The 15,271-nt window shown below is 36.2% G+C and carries 14 protein-coding genes and 1 pseudogene; 4 read left to right on the plus strand and 11 right to left on the minus strand.

Features of this window, described 5'->3' with window-relative positions; genetic code table 11:
- Positions 1–100: 100 nt before the first annotated feature.
- The 6 genes from L6442_RS19960 to L6442_RS19985 form a co-directional block, all read right to left on the minus strand.
- Positions 101–937: a carbohydrate ABC transporter permease gene (locus tag L6442_RS19960; RefSeq protein ID WP_280516424.1), complete on the minus strand. Its 837-nt coding sequence runs from the start codon at positions 935–937 to the stop codon at positions 101–103.
- 14 nt (positions 938–951) lie between these two features.
- Positions 952–1,851, minus strand: coding sequence for a carbohydrate ABC transporter permease (locus L6442_RS19965; protein ID WP_212976793.1), 900 nt, complete (start codon positions 1,849–1,851; stop codon positions 952–954).
- 96 nt (positions 1,852–1,947) lie between these two features.
- Complete coding sequence (locus L6442_RS19970; protein WP_212976794.1) at positions 1,948–3,207, minus strand: ABC transporter substrate-binding protein; 1,260 nt, start codon at positions 3,205–3,207, stop codon at positions 1,948–1,950.
- 89 nt (positions 3,208–3,296) lie between these two features.
- Entirely contained in the window at positions 3,297–5,096 is a 1,800-nt protein-coding gene (locus L6442_RS19975; RefSeq protein WP_212976795.1) for a glycoside hydrolase family 2 protein, read from the minus strand.
- Between the two features lie 24 nt (positions 5,097–5,120).
- Positions 5,121–6,875 (minus strand): glycoside hydrolase family 2 protein, encoded by a 1,755-nt coding sequence (locus tag L6442_RS19980; RefSeq protein WP_212976796.1) that lies wholly within the window; start codon positions 6,873–6,875, stop codon positions 5,121–5,123.
- Between the two features lie 237 nt (positions 6,876–7,112).
- A complete protein-coding gene (locus L6442_RS19985; RefSeq protein ID WP_212976880.1) occupies positions 7,113–8,183 on the minus strand; it encodes a GntR family transcriptional regulator in 1,071 nt (356 codons plus the stop codon).
- 350 nt (positions 8,184–8,533) lie between these two features.
- Between L6442_RS19985 and L6442_RS19990 the strand changes: the two genes are divergently transcribed.
- Positions 8,534–8,692, plus strand: a complete 159-nt coding sequence (locus tag L6442_RS19990) for a hypothetical protein (RefSeq protein WP_212976797.1) — start codon at positions 8,534–8,536, stop codon at positions 8,690–8,692.
- Between the two features lie 123 nt (positions 8,693–8,815).
- Here L6442_RS19990 and L6442_RS19995 read toward each other — a convergent pair whose 3' ends face one another.
- The 3 genes from L6442_RS19995 to L6442_RS20005 form a co-directional block, all read right to left on the minus strand.
- The gene (locus L6442_RS19995; RefSeq protein WP_212976798.1) at positions 8,816–8,965 is read right to left on the minus strand and encodes a hypothetical protein; all 150 of its coding nucleotides are present in this window, start codon (positions 8,963–8,965) and stop codon (positions 8,816–8,818) included.
- 64 nt (positions 8,966–9,029) lie between these two features.
- The gene (locus L6442_RS20000) at positions 9,030–9,404 is read right to left on the minus strand and encodes an RNA polymerase sigma factor (RefSeq protein ID WP_237100005.1); all 375 of its coding nucleotides are present in this window, start codon (positions 9,402–9,404) and stop codon (positions 9,030–9,032) included.
- Between the two features lie 799 nt (positions 9,405–10,203).
- On the minus strand, positions 10,204–10,782 hold the full coding sequence (locus L6442_RS20005) for a TetR/AcrR family transcriptional regulator (RefSeq protein WP_212976799.1): 579 nt from the start codon (positions 10,780–10,782) through the stop codon (positions 10,204–10,206).
- A 155-nt stretch (positions 10,783–10,937) separates the two neighbouring features.
- Here L6442_RS20005 and L6442_RS20010 point away from each other — a divergent pair, with 155 nt between their 5' ends.
- Complete coding sequence (locus tag L6442_RS20010; protein WP_212976800.1) at positions 10,938–11,624, plus strand: SDR family NAD(P)-dependent oxidoreductase; 687 nt, start codon at positions 10,938–10,940, stop codon at positions 11,622–11,624.
- A 206-nt stretch (positions 11,625–11,830) separates the two neighbouring features.
- Here L6442_RS20010 and L6442_RS20015 read toward each other — a convergent pair whose 3' ends face one another.
- A complete protein-coding gene (locus L6442_RS20015; protein WP_212976801.1) occupies positions 11,831–12,397 on the minus strand; it encodes an NAD(P)H-dependent oxidoreductase in 567 nt (188 codons plus the stop codon).
- A 1,012-nt stretch (positions 12,398–13,409) separates the two neighbouring features.
- On the opposite strand from L6442_RS20015, the pseudogene L6442_RS20020 reads away from it, so the two are divergent.
- A pseudogene (locus L6442_RS20020) lies at positions 13,410–13,487 on the plus strand (IS3 family transposase); the annotation flags it as partial.
- 186 nt (positions 13,488–13,673) lie between these two features.
- Here L6442_RS20020 and L6442_RS20025 read toward each other — a convergent pair.
- Positions 13,674–13,985 (minus strand): DUF3889 domain-containing protein, encoded by a 312-nt coding sequence (locus tag L6442_RS20025; protein ID WP_212976802.1) that lies wholly within the window; start codon positions 13,983–13,985, stop codon positions 13,674–13,676.
- Positions 13,986–14,703: 718 nt separating this feature from the next.
- Here L6442_RS20025 and L6442_RS20030 point away from each other — a divergent pair.
- The gene (locus L6442_RS20030; RefSeq protein ID WP_212976803.1) at positions 14,704–15,129 is read left to right on the plus strand and encodes a hypothetical protein; all 426 of its coding nucleotides are present in this window, start codon (positions 14,704–14,706) and stop codon (positions 15,127–15,129) included.
- Positions 15,130–15,271 lie beyond the last annotated feature (142 nt).

The raw sequence follows: 15,271 nt of genomic DNA on the forward strand, positions 1-15,271 counted from the left end.
AAAAAAATCCCCTCCCTATTCATTTTGCACCTGATCGTTTGCTAGCTTTGATATTGATTTATTTTTTGCAATTGCTAGAATTATTATTGAATATGCCCTATCACCCTTTAACTCCTGATGACAAGGAAAGCGATTCCATGAAATACTTTTGTGTAAATAAATAAAGAATAAATGTTGGTAAAATAGCTATCAATGCCCCGGTTAAAGCGTGACCAATATCAAGTGCATACATTCCCTGTAGCAATTGTAAACCTGGAGTTATTGGCATTTTTTCAATATCATTAAATGCAATTGTCGGCCATAAAAAGTCATTCCATGAGCCTGTAAATGTGAAGAGCGCTACAACAGTCAGTACTGGTTTTATTAACGGTAAAATCAACTTAGTGAAAATTTGAAAATCGGAAGCACCATCCACTCTTGCAGATTCATCGAAATCAATAGGAATCCCTTGCATAAATTGTCTCACTAGAAAAATATTAAAAACTGCTGCCGAGCCTGGGACAATCGCTGCCAAAAAGTTATTTACCCACCCTAAAGTATCAATAATTTTATAGAGTGGAATAAGGTTTACAACTGCCGGAAACATCATTGATGCCATTAAAAAGGCGAAGATAGCATTTCTTCCCTTGAACTTCATTCTTGAATATCCGTAACCAGCCAATGAAACAATGACTAAAACCAACACCGTATGTGATACCGATATAGTTAACGAGTTCATAAACCATTTAGCTACTGGAGCACTTGTGTTTTTAAAAAGAACATCTTGATAATTATCAATAACCCAATTAATTGGTAGTAGCGTGAAGGCATTTGATTGAATGTCAGCTTCACTTTTAAATGAAGAAAAGAATGTATACAATAGTGGAATTACCCAAATCAGTGCCATTATTGATATAAAGATGATAGAAACAAATTTTGAAACTGTTTTTTTCTCCAAGGAAAAAGCACCTCCTAGTCGCGTTGTCTTAAAAAGATAAATTGTATCGCTGAAACAACCATAATACATAAACCAAGGATTACAGCCATTGCTGATCCAATACCTGCAATAGAATTTCCAGAACCAAATGCGTTTTCTTGAATGTACATTAATAGCACTGAGGTTGAGCTCGCAGGTCCACCTTTTGTTAGCATGAGTGGTTGCCCATATACGTTAAATTGCGCAATTGTTGTAATCACAAGAGTATATAATATTTGAGCTCTTATGCTAGGGAGAGTAATTCTAAAAAACTTTTGTATGCTATTTGCTCCATCTATTGATGCAGCTTCATATATATCTTTTGAAACACCGTTAAGAGCTGCCAGATATATAATCAGATTTGCACCGATTGTCCACCACACCGTTACAACAACTAATGTAATCCATGCGTATGGTTGAGTAGCTAACCAGTTTGTCTCAACATTCAGGTAATGATTAATCGGTCCAAAAGAAACGCTAAATAACATTGAAAATATAATCATTACTGCTGAAACTGAGAACAATGTAGGCATGTAGAATAATACCTGAAAAAACTTAAACCCCCTGGGTTTCGTATTAAGACCTGCAGCTAAAAGTAATGGAACAATGATACAAGCTGGAACTGTGAAAAGCACAAATTTGAATGTATTTCCGAGTCCAACACGCAGTTGTTCATAAAATGTAGAATCTTTGTTAAATAATATTTCAGTGTAATTGGAAAATCCCACAAATTCTGGATTACCTATTAAATCCCAGTTGGTAAAGGATATATAAATACCATATAAGGTGGGGATTAAAAAGAAAATAGTAAATAAAATGAGATGTGGACCAATGTAAAGATAGGGAGAGAAATTCAATCGTTTTTTTCTATATTTCTTTCCACCAGCATTTATCATATATTTTAACTCCTATTCTTTAGTTATCGAATAGAAAGAGAAATCCATATTCACTTATAAGGATTTCTCTATAATATCCACTAATTTCCTATATGATTATTTTTTATTATTTGTTGCTATCTTATCTTCAACAGCTTTTTGAGCAGTTTTCAACCCTTTGTCAATATCTAATTTTCCATAAATAGCGTCCCCTACCAATTTATCAATTTCTTCAGCTGCAAAGCCATTGTACTTATAATCGAAGATTTTGAGAGTTTTCTGTAATTCAGGATCTTCAATTAGGAAAGCTTGTGGTAATTTTTTATATTCTGGACTTTCTAATATCGCTAATGCAGCAGGATTTTGCCCTGCTTGAGCCCATGGAAGAGAGTTTTCTCGAACGTAATCAATGAAATCCATGATACCCTTTGTTTTCTCTTCTGAGCGATTTTTATCGTTAAACATGACAAATTGATGAGACGATGTCCAGTTCACAATTTTATCAGGTGAAATTTGAGGGAAAATAGTTAAACCCCAATTTAAATTTTTCGCTTCATTTAAACTGTTTTGCATCCAAATACCTTCAGGATAAAATATAGCTTTACCGGATTTAAATAACTGAGCAGGATCTTCCCCATCCTTGTTAGCAATTTTGTCATCGACTAGACCTTTTAATAATTGTAGTGCTTCCTTAGCTTCTGGGGTATTAAGAGTTGGTGTTTCACCATCACTAGTGATATCGCCGCCAAGTTGATTGTAAATGGATAAGAAAATCGGTCTTGTCCAAGTTATACCAACTCCGGTAATATTGTCTTTTTTGGATTTTTCTCCGGCTGCTCTTATTTCATCAAAAGTTATTACATTATCATCAAGCGCATTCGGTGCATATTTTTCTAATAAATCTTTATTGTAATACATAACAAAACTGTGCACGTCTAACGGCACGCTATATCTACTTCCATTAATGTCACCAATATTCCATCCTGCTGGTACATAGTTTTCTGATTTAATTTCAGGATAATTAGCCAATAGATTATCATATGGTGTTAATAAATCATTATCAACAAATTGTTTAATTCTTTCAGCATGCACAATGGTTAGATCAGGAATCCCTTTTCCTGAGTTCACCACAGTTGGAATCTTTTTATACATATCGGAATCTTTATATGATACATTTTTTATCTTATATTTTGGATTTGTCTTGTTATATTCATTTACAATTTGTTTCATATTTTCACCATCAGGACCTACAAACGGATTCCAATATAGAATCTCGTTTTTAGCTGTGCCAGAACTTGAAGAAGTTGTACCGCATCCTGTTAAAGCAACTAATAACACCAAAATTACAGAAAACATTGAAACCACTTTTTTTCTCATTTCGATTCTCCTCGCTTCACATTAAATTTCTTTTCTACCAACTAAAAATCTTGTTTCCCCACTATTTTCATAATTAAAAGTGGATTGTATTAACTATTTACAATACTTACATGCCACATATCATTAATTATTCGAATCTTTTTTAAATCACACTTTGGAGTACGATCGTACATCAATATACCATTAATCTCCTGTTCAACATCTGTTAATTGTGTATAACAGTAGCCATGTAATGAATTAGATTCATATACCGCCTTCATAACACGTTCATAGTCAGCTAGATATTCTTCCTCATTCTTAACCGTAGTGTAACCCCAGCCATTTTCATTATTAAGTTTAAATCCTATTCCGCCAAACTCTGTTAATAGAATGGGCTCACCACAGTGGTTAAATCCTTCTGTATATATCCTCCTCCCTGCTGGTCTGGAGTTAAGTAAATTTTCCTTATTCAGTAGTGCATTTCGAAACTCATTGTATTTTTCATTTTCATTCAATTGCCCATGGTTGTAGTTATGGATTGCGCAAATATCTGTTTTTGTTAATTCCCATCCATCATTTGAAATTACAAGCCTTGTTGTGTCAAGTGAATGTATTAAATGATACATTGCTACCGAGTGGTGCTTTTGTTGTTCATTATTACATATGAGAGGAACACCCCAACTCTCATTCAAAGGAACCCAAGTTACAATACACGGATGATTGTAGTCTCGATTTATTATTTCAATCCATTCATTTGTCAGACGTGCAACAGCATCTTCACTGTAAGATGGAGCTGACGCACATTCACCCCAAACCAGGAAACCTAATTTATCTGCCCAATACAGAAATAATGGATCTTCTACCTTTTGATGTTTTCTACATCCATTAAATCCCATTTCTTTTGAAAGTTCGATATCCTTTTTTAAATCTTGTTCAGTTGGGGCAGTCAGTAAACCCTCTGGCCAATACCCTTGATCAAGTACTAGTTTTTGATAGTATGGCTTATTGTTTAGATAGACCATCCCATTTTCTGTATGAATTTTTCTCATGCCAAAATAAGAGCTGATTTCATCCAGAATTTGATCCTGTTCTTTCATACGAATATTCACATCAAATAAGTTTGGTTTTTCCGGAGTCCAGTTCCACCCAACATCATGAAAACCGGTTCTGAATATTTTTCTGTTATATAAATTAATAGATCGTCTTAAGTAACCATCCGTTATTATTATTGTATCTTTAGCTACATTTTCTCCTTCAAAAGTGATATCGATTTCAAGGCTTTTCTCACCATAGTCACCTGATAATTCAACATCTATAATAATGTCACCATTATCAATATCTGGAGTAAATTTCAACTTCTTTATATGAGTTTTATTTACTGCCTCTAGCCAAACCGTTTGCCAAATTCCAGTAGTTCGCGTATACCAGATCCCGCCTGGCTTATCAAGCCAATTTTGCTTCCCTCTTGGAATCGTTTCCTCTATAGAAGGATCTTCGACTCTCACAACCACCGACTGAATTCCACTTATTAAATAATTCGTTATGTCAAATGAGAATGGAGTGTGTCCACCTTCGTGAGTACCTACAAGTTTTCCATTAATAAAAACCATTGCCTGATAGTCTACTGCTCCAAAATGCATAATGATTTGTTTCCCAACCATCGTATCAGGTATGGCAAATTCTCTACGATACCAGACCCAATCATGAAACGAAGAGTCATTAATTCCGCTAAGCTTTGATTGAAAAGCAAAAGGTACATTTATTTTTTGTGTGTATTCCTTATGTTTTTCGAACCATTTCTCATCTAACCCTATATTCTGATCATCAAATTCAAAGTCCCATTCGCCATTTAAATTAACCCATTCGCTTCTTACGAATTGTGGCCGAGGATATTCTAGTCGCAATACCATCAACTTCTCCTTTAAATGTTGAAATTATTTATTATTAATTGTTCTTATTTCCTTTAAGTCTACTTTTGGTACTCTATCTTCATTCAATAATCCATTAATCTCTTGTTGCACATCAGTTAGTTGCGTATAGCAAAACCCGGTTATATATGGTGTATTTTTAATTCCCTGGGTAATAGATTCATAACGATGTAAAAAGTCAACTTCACTCTTTACTTGGTTTCCATATCCCCAACCTTTTTCTGAATCGAACGCAATCCCACCATATTCGCTTATAATGATAGGCTGACCATTATATTTATACCCCTGTGCCATAGCATGCTTAGAATGATTAAAAGCTATTTCATTATTAACTATCTTTTCTTTATTTTTATAACGATTTAAAAATTTATCACCATATTCCTCATAATCGTGTAAAGTAATAATGTCTGAAATCGTATGCTCCCATCCATCATTTACGATAACAGGTCGCATACTATCCATAGCTTTAGTAAGATAATAGATTCCTTCTGTAAACGTTTGTTGTTTACGATCCGTATAAATATTTTTAATACCCCAAGATTCATTAAAAGGCGTCCATGTAATGACACTCGGATGATTATAATGCTGTTTAACAACCTCTATCCATTCTTCTGTGAAATTTTGAATAGCCTCATCTGAAAATTCATATGTTGCAGCCATTTCAGACCAAACAAGTAATCCTTTTTGATCCGCCCAGTATAGAAAACGTTGATCCTCCACTTTCATATGTTTTCTTACACCATTGAAACCCATCTCTAACGTTCTATCTATATCCTCAATAATTGCTTCATCAGAAGGGGGCGTTAAATGTGATTCCCTCCAATACCCTTGATCTAAAATAAGTTTTTGATAGATTGGAATGTTATTTAGCAATACATTTCCGTTTTCAATAGAAATTTTTCTCATTCCAAAATATGACTTTACACTATCTACTTCTATTCCATTCATATATAAAGTAAATTCAATATCATATAAATTTGGGGATTGAGGACTCCAATGGAGGACTCTCCAATGATGAAATTCACTCGCAATATTCGTAATAATAGTCTGTACTGGACGACTTACGGTGAGTTCGAACGATTTTACTTGCTCACCTTTAAATGATATTGACGTCTCTAACACCAAGGACTGATTCGTGTCACCTGAAACCTCATACACAAGCTCAACTGATTCTTTATCAATATCAGGTGTTATTTTGACCGTTTCAATATGTGCTTCATTTAAAAATTCAAGCCATACAGTTTGCCATATTCCAGTTGTTTGAACATACCAGCATTCATAGCTATTTTCCAACCATCTTTGTTTTCCTCTTGGTTGAAAACAACTTTGGCTATCTTCAATTTTCACGACTATATTTAATTCATTCTTCTCACCTAAATAATCAGTTATATTAAATGAGAAAGCGATTTGCCCACCCTTCTTTTTACCAACAAATGTTCCATTTACCCATACCTTTGTTATATAATCAGCTGCCTGAAAATGAAGAATCATTTTCTTTTTTTCATATTCACTAGGAATAGTAATGCTTTTTTGATACCAGACATTCGGACAAAATACTTCCTCTCCAATGCCACTAGCTTTTGTTTCATATGTAAACGGAACAATAATTTTTTTATCAAAGTGTGGATCTAAATACCATTTTTCCTTTTCACCTCTATCCTCTTGATCAAATTTAAAATTCCATTCCCCGTTTAAATTCATCCACTGTTTTCTTTCAAATTGTGGCCGGGGATACTCTTTTCTTGGTATGCTTTTTTCCATCTCTCCACTTATCTCCTTTAATGGAACTTGTAATAGCACGAAGTACATTCAACTCTTGAAAGTGCTTACAACATACTTTACATCAATAGATTTAACATTAATATATTAAATTTAGTATAAAATATACCTTTTCTAATGTGATCATATATTTTATAAATATAGTAGAAAAAAGAGATGGCAAAAAAATAAAATCCCACTTTGATATAGATTATGTCAAAGTGGGATTTTATCAATTTATTACTCAGAGGGAACTTCACACAGGTTAAGTTTAACAGGCACATAAATTCTTCTAGGATTATATATACCATCAATTTGCTCTAATAAGAGATCAACTGTCTTTTTACTACATTCTTCAATGTCCTGCTTTATAAACGAAATTCCGGATATTCCCGTTGGATCAAATGTTATTAATTCAATATCTCTACCTGTTTCATTCTTAAGTAAACTTATAGCTAAATGGGTGTACACAGCTAGTTCAGCATTCATTGTAAACACTGCTGTCATTGCAGGTTTAGTCAATAGAAATTCTTTAATTAACTTTGGAGTTTTATTTGGAGAAATCTCATTAAATTCTAACGTTAACCAAAGATTTTTATTAATTGTGGTTTTCCGCTTTAAAAACGCATCTTCAAAACCCTTAGCCCTCTCTTCAGTAACCGTATTTGTTAGGATCGGAGATACTAGTCCAATATTCTCATGTCCTTTATTTAGTAAGTATGAAATTGCTTCAAGGGTTCCATTTTCATTTTCTGAAGACACACTATAAGTTAAAACATTCTGCAAATATCTATCAATTAACACAAACGGAAATTTATCCAATGAAAGTCTTAGCACTTCTTCGTTATAATTCTCTTTTTCAGTAGGAAAAATGATCATTCCCTTTACTTTCATTTTTTTATATACCTCTATTGCATTTGCTTCTTCAAATTGAGATTCTCTTGTTATTTTTATAATTAGACCATATCCATTCTTTGAAACATATTTTTCAATATAATTGACGAATTCTTGCTCAATTTTGGTTTTCATACTAGGTACTATAAGCCCTATTAACCTATCGGACTTATCATGTTGATTCATCGAAGATGTAAGGTAGCTCTCACAAACAAACGTTCCTCTTCCTTTAATTCTTTCTACTATTCCATCTTCTGCTAGACCAACAAGTGCATTTTTGGTCGTAATCTGACTAACATGATATATCTCTGTTAACTCTTTTTCGGAGGGAACACGGTCACCCACTCGCAGCTTTCCGGACTGTATTTGTTCTTTAATTTTATTCTTTATTTGTTGATATAGCGGTTCATTCTTAATTTTGACTCATCCTTTACTTTATGTACTAACTCATATTAAGTATACTAATACTTAATATATAATTCTACAAATTATTCAATTTTCGCCCCTGTAAATGGCCTCCCATCTATATAATGTTTTTAGTGAGATAATAGAAGCTTTTTCTGCAGATAGGCCCAAAAGGAGGGCAAGGGGGTTCCGGAAAAAATCCGGCGAAGAAAGAATTCTATAATGTGGCTGGCAAACCGCTCCCCATGAACAATGAGTTTTTAACCCTTACATAATTCATAATTTTACCGTTATTTGTGATACGGTTCAGCGTATCACCTATAATGCGAAATCAAAAGGCATCCACTCGGGTGTCTTGATTCATGTCTAAAAAAGACCGGTTGCCTCATACTAAACTCTTTGAGAAGATTCAAGCGGCCCTGAATGCTGGCCTTGATAATCAATTAACAGCTGCTGCATTTTTTCCACTGTGCCATCTTGATGGGGAACATGAATGGAAACGGTCAAAGTTGTATCGTTAAAATACTTAAATGAAACACTCTGCGTTAATGGTGGTTTTATTTAGCTTACAGAAAGAACGTTTCCTTCCCACGATTCCCCTCTGTTTATGATCAAGTTCACCGCGCTGTTTGTAACGGCAAGTTTTAGGGACCATCCTTTTGCAGGATGGCCTTTCTTACTCGATCAAGATCGATTTCCTGTGTCAGTTGACGCTCCTCTTCCTCCGTGAGGAGGAAATGCTTCTCTTCCTGATTGTAGAAGTGAGCGAAGATATCTATAATTCGACGTTTCACCTGGCATCCGTCCTTTCCTTATTTTTATGCCTCATCTTAACAGACACCGCTGATGATGAAACTCCTACGGACCTCTGGTCTCCAGATTGATGCGTAGTTTCTCCCTTGCTCTGTGAATCCGGGCGGTTACAGCTTTCTCCTGCATACCCAGCCTTAGGGCAATATCTCGGACTTTCTCCAAGTAAAAATACCTGCGGATAAAAATTTCACGGTCGGGCTCTCCCAGATTCCTTACCAAGTCGTTTATCTCATCCCTTTCGCGCCGTATCATTGCCAGTTCTTCCGCGGAAGGGTAAACTATGTAATCATGTTCCAACGCTTCTTCAAGATACTCGCTTTTTTTCCGTAGCGCATTCAGGGTATGGTTACGAGCGGTTACAGCCAAATATGGCTTCAGCCGATCCCCACGTAGCTGGATTTTTGGCCCGTCTGTCCACAACTTTACGAGAACATCGCTCGTAACCTCCTACACGTCATAAGGATAAATCTCCCCCCTGCCACTTTTGCTACTACAGCGGCTATATAACGCGAATACTTTTCAACAAAAGCTTCAAAGCATAGAGGATCCTTTCTCGATAGTCCTTCCAGTAATTCCTCCCCAAGATGGAAGTCCGTTTAGTAATGGAACTCCATCCGGATAATATTCAACTGAGAGAGAAATCCTTGATTTTATCCTAAATCGTTTCAGAGCCTTCGCCACGGGAACGACAAAGACTCCAATGACAGAAAGCTGTGGAAACCCACGGGGTGTTAAGTTAAATTAGCTTAACGAAGAACCCACCGAAGGCGTCCAACCTCTACGGTGGGTTTGTTTAAAGCTATGGCCAGACAGCGATATTATTCCCCGTTACCGCCAGATGCTGAATAATGATTTTTTAATTGATGTAAAGCTTGGGAACCATGCCGTCGACCAAAAAGAAGAAATAATGTTATGATCTAGAAATATCTTCGCGCCAGTGAGAAAGCAATTAACGGACAACGCAAAGAATTTTGCCTGCTAACACAATAGAAACATTGGCTCTCTAATACTTTATATTTCACCTTCCAGGAAAGCCCGGCCAATGCCGGATGCTACCCATCAAGATCGATCAGCATGGGTCAAGGGTCCATTACACCACGGACAGCCATGCCGGCCGTCAACATTTGCACAGCCTCGCCGTTTCCGAACAGACCGGTACAGCAAATTGTACCGTGAATAAAGAAAAATAAGACGACTATATTTAGAACTACGCTCCCTGTTAACGTAACGCCCCCTCGAAAGACTGAGATCCATTAACTACAAATAAAGAAATCTTATTAGCTACTTCTTCCTTTTTCATGGTGTGATTACCAAGAGTCATTTGCAATGCACCTTCATGAATAATTTGCGCAAAAATCGATACAAACATGTTCTTTTCGTTATCGGTATACATTTGTTCCAAACTCTTCGATAAATATGCCTTCAATTCATTTAGTATTTTTTCTTTCATTTGCGGTAGGACCAAGCCACCATAGCTGCTGCGACATTCAATGTTCGGTTGTTGATAAAAATCAGATACCGCTAAAATGAGTTGATGTATGCTATCCAGATCGAATTTCACAACACCTGAAGTATGCTTTTCGATAGAGGCTGAGGCGAAATCCCCCATAATAAAATCGATTAAATCGTATTTATCATTAAAGTGTGCATAGAATGTAGCCCGATTAACCTGTGCTCCCCTTGTTATATCCGCTATTGTAATTTTTTCAAAATCCTTTTTAGAAGCCAAATTGAAAAAAGCATTAATCAATGATTGTTTCGTTTGTGTCATTCGTATATTCCTTGCTTTTGTGGCCATTTCCTTCACCTCTAACCCAACAATTTATTATTCTTGTGGCTATAGCAACATTCGCACAGGGTTGTTGATTGTTGCATTAAGCCTTTGGCTGTATAGTTTTCATTAAAGCAACACATGTTTCTTTTAATATATCATAGATAAGGAGCTAACGAAAAATGAAAACTATTGTCATTGTTGGTGCAGGTCTTGGATTAGGTTTGTCTCTAGGGAAAAAATTTGGAAAGAATGGTTTTAGGGTAGTGGCCATTGCACGTAATCCTGAGAAATTAGCCATTTTCGAGAGTGAACTTAGAAAACTAAATATTGAAACGCAGTCTTTTGTAGCGGATATTACGGACTTAGCTGCTTTAAAACAAGCCATTCAAGCAGCTAAAAAAGAGTTTGGTTCGATTGATGTACTAGAATTTAGCCCCTATGCCAGGGAGGATAAGTTCACACACGTGCTGGAAACTACGCCTCAAAGTGTATTAGATATTATGAAGAGCTATTTGCTGGCTGGCGTTCTTTCCGTTAATGAGGTTCTACCGGATATGATAAATAACGGTTCTGGTGCAATTTTATTTACAACAGGCGTATCTACTATATTCCCTATACCTTATGCCGGGAATGCCGGAATCGTTGGGGCTGGTATTCGTAATTATGCCGCAAACCTGCACAATGCGTTGAAAGAAAAAGGTGTGTTTGTCGGACATCTTTCAATCGGAGCCATGATACAACCCGGAACAGCAGGGGACCCGGATGTTATTGCTGAAGCTTGGTATAATTTCTATGAGAAAAAGGACCATTTTGAAGAAATATTCCCTCCAGGGCTTGATCCAACTAAAATTCTTGGTGAAAATTAATACGAAAGAGATAAGACAACTATTGAAATGATAGTTGTCTTATCTCTTTTAATGCCTAGAGCAATCTCTAATTGACAATCGGAACAAGTTCTTGTCCCTCGACAGGACTGTCTACAGCCATATCCATTGTTCCATTACATATTGGATCAAACAGTGAAAGCATCAAGAGATGCGTTGTTTAATTATAATGTCTAATATCATATTGTTTACGCTTTGCCCGCTACCTCCTCGATTTGTTTCAGCCACGCCGTACGCGTCGCCTCGTCGGAGCTCGGCACGGACTCGAAAAATACATGGTGCAGTACCTCCATGCCGCAATATTCAAATATTCCTTTGTCAGATGTCAACATTAAAGCTTTGTCCATACCGCTAGCTGCATATTGGGCATGTGATTTCCCTTGTGTGTTAATAATTACAGCTTTTTTACCTTTTAGCATTCCCAATTGCTCGCCACTCACGTAACGATAGGCAAACCCGTAAGTAAAAACCCGCTCTATATAGCCTTTGACGATTGCTGGCAGTCCGGTCCACCAGATCGGATAGATGAAGATAATCACCTCAGCCCATTTCAGATACTCCTGCTCCTGCTCAATGTCTTCACCTACGCCGCCTAGTATCTCGCTGCTGCTAATGACAGGCTGGAACTCCATAGCGTATAAATCGCGGACGATGATCTCGTGTCCTTTTTGACGGAGGCTTCGAACGGTAGTTTCCAAAATAGCATGGTTAAAGCTTTCTTTTCTCGGATGGGCATACACGATCAAATGATTCATAGAGATATCTCCTCTCATTTTGTGTTTCATATTGTTATGTTATTGATTGATCAATTACAATTACTGAAAACTAGCGCATGCCTCGACCAGAACATAGTTAATACCGCCTGATCCAAGACATGACAGACAAGCCTTTCCTCCCCGCAAGTATCGTCTGGTCTCTTAAAAAACCAGTAAATCAGTCAGTGAGATATAGACACGACACGCACCTCAAGATAAGTCACTTGGCTGTTATTTGAATATAGATGTTTAGTAATTGATCAATCACTAACATGGTCATTATTGTATGTCTTCTTTCTCTGAAATGCAACTGATATTTCGTAATTATTCATATGTAATTTCATAACTCAATAGTTTGAGGCTCTCTTGTAAATGAATAATCTTGTCGTGATTTCACATTCGACGTTCAACCCACTGCCTTCAATTAATCACTTGAATTAACTGAAGTAATGGACTTTCCCCATGTCTTAAAGAATCGATGATAGTGGATAATTTTTTCCCTGTTCAGTTAGGGAATATTCTACTTTTGGTGGCACAGTGTCATCCACCAGGAGGAATAAAATCGGCATCATTCTTTGACAGTATCATGTCAGTACTTTTTTACCCGGTCTGTATCTACGTTATATGTACTATTTGGAAATGTATGTTAAGTCAAATACAATTATCTAAAAATACAAAGTCGCTAATTTAGCGACTTTGTATTTGGCATCATCAAATTTTGATGTTACGGGTGAAAGTGTAGAACCTATGATTGGATCATAAAATGTAGGAAACGGCGAGAAGAGGTACGCCCCGGTCATCCGCTGCCTATGCAGCCGTGCGTGTCATTCTCGCCTTTTTCTATGCTTCCCATGGCAAACCGCCATGTGAGGTTCAACTGAGACAGACACTAGATTTAAAAAAAGTCGAGTTAGGGTTACATTTGTCCCTAAACTCGACTTTTTTTGCTTTTTAGTTGCCACTTCGGCAAATTGTTGGCGAGCGCAAGCCACGCGACCACAAGACTTACTAATATATCGATTATTACAATAACATTAAGGCAAAACTAAAAGGCATGAGCCCGGTACAGTACCGAACTGATGCCAAATAAATCACCAAATGATATACCTGTCTAACTTCATGGGGTTACTTCACAATTGATCCAAGTATCACTCAAGAAATTATATTCCCCTCAAAAGAACCCATCATTATTACATCTAGGATAGGTCATTACAAAAAAAATCAGCCCCTAAAGAGAACCAATTTCTGTTAGCTGAATAAAGCGAGGTTCTCTATCTCACTGATTAGATTCAGAAAACCGAATCGAATAGATTAAATCTGTTGACGGATCAAATTGGATAGATACATACAATCCGAACTCATTACCTTCTTTGTTTCTGAGCCATAGTTTGAACTTCTCTTCTGATTTTTTTGGAGTTAATTCGATACGACCAATATGCTTATAGTCAATTATGTCCGCTTTAAATCGTTTTTGTGTTTCGTTCACTGCAATTGCACCCCATTTTGCATATTCAGGCTCAGCTTCCACTGAAACATTGAAAGCAATAACAATAAAAACAGCTACTGAGAAAATCAACAATCTCTTCATAACATGCATCCTTATCGAAAGTTTTCTTCTTAATATTCCATACACTATTTAGAGATATTCATCCTTAAACTGAGCCTTAATAGACAGCAAATGAGAAATAACATTGAAGCATCAACTAGGTTTTTTCTGACCGCCAACAAAATGCGAAAAAACGTACGTTAAGCGAAAATTTATTCAAACAAGCCGAATAATCCGTACACTAAGGAGAATCCGGCTTGTTTTTATCTCTTCGTCGGTGCACGACTCCAGAAGGCCCATTGTCTTACTCATATCTCTCGTAAATGCGTTGCAAATGTCATTCGAGTCATCTTGTTCTTATTCTTCAATTGACAATTGTTTGAGTGGGCGTAATCCTTTTAACGATGCGATTTATTTTATATTCAATCAGCAATATATAGCGAAACGGTTTAGTTCGTCAGCAGCCAGACTCGAAATTCAGATCAAAAAAAGTTAATATTGGTACTTTTTTACCATATGATTAAATGTAATATATATCTAAAATATGAATTAATACGAAAATATTACAGAAGAATTTGTGTTGCTAGGATTAAAAAACTGTTCAGCCTGTTACGTTCTTATTTGATAGACAGCACAAATAGAGGCACTCCGTTACGGAACTACCTCTACGGAAACAGGAATGTACAGACATGTAATTTTAAAAAGGTAACTATCTATAGGCGGAATAGTTACAAATAAATTTAATAAGGAGTGCTTGATCGTGAATCTTAAGTCCGTTTTCAAAGGAGTAGTATCAACTGCTCTGGCAGTATGTCTAATTGCTGGAACTAGTATTATACCTGCTTTTGCGGAGTCGACTGAAAGTTCGTCGAAAGATTATGCAACTAAAAGTGGAGTAATAAAACCTTTTCTTACAAGTGGAAGTCGTTCAGGAACTGAATTTCAGGCTAAATACCCATTAAAAAAGAGTAATGGGGCAAAAGTAAACTTCTGGATTAAAAATACTGGGAAGGTAAGTGTAAAAATCACAATAAATGGAGATCAGAAAAGAACTCTCGCACCAGGTAAAAGTGGCCACATTAGTGCTCCAGTTGGTTCCTTAAGTAGCGAATATAAATTTAAAGCTGTACCAACGCCTAATGGTGGTGAAATTAGTATAGACTATCGTATTGCTCAAAGAGATTAAATTTGATGCTTGAAGATATTTTTTAGTTTTTTATAAGGTTCCTGAATCCGAGATGGTAATTTGGTAATTCAGTGCAGACATAGAGTAAAAAGAGTACGTACTAGACTTGAGAAGTCTTATACAAAATGCTCATAGATGAAAG

The organism is Paenibacillus azoreducens (genome assembly GCF_021654775.1).
Classification (GTDB): Bacteria; Bacillota; Bacilli; order Paenibacillales; family Paenibacillaceae; genus Paenibacillus_AQ; species Paenibacillus_AQ azoreducens.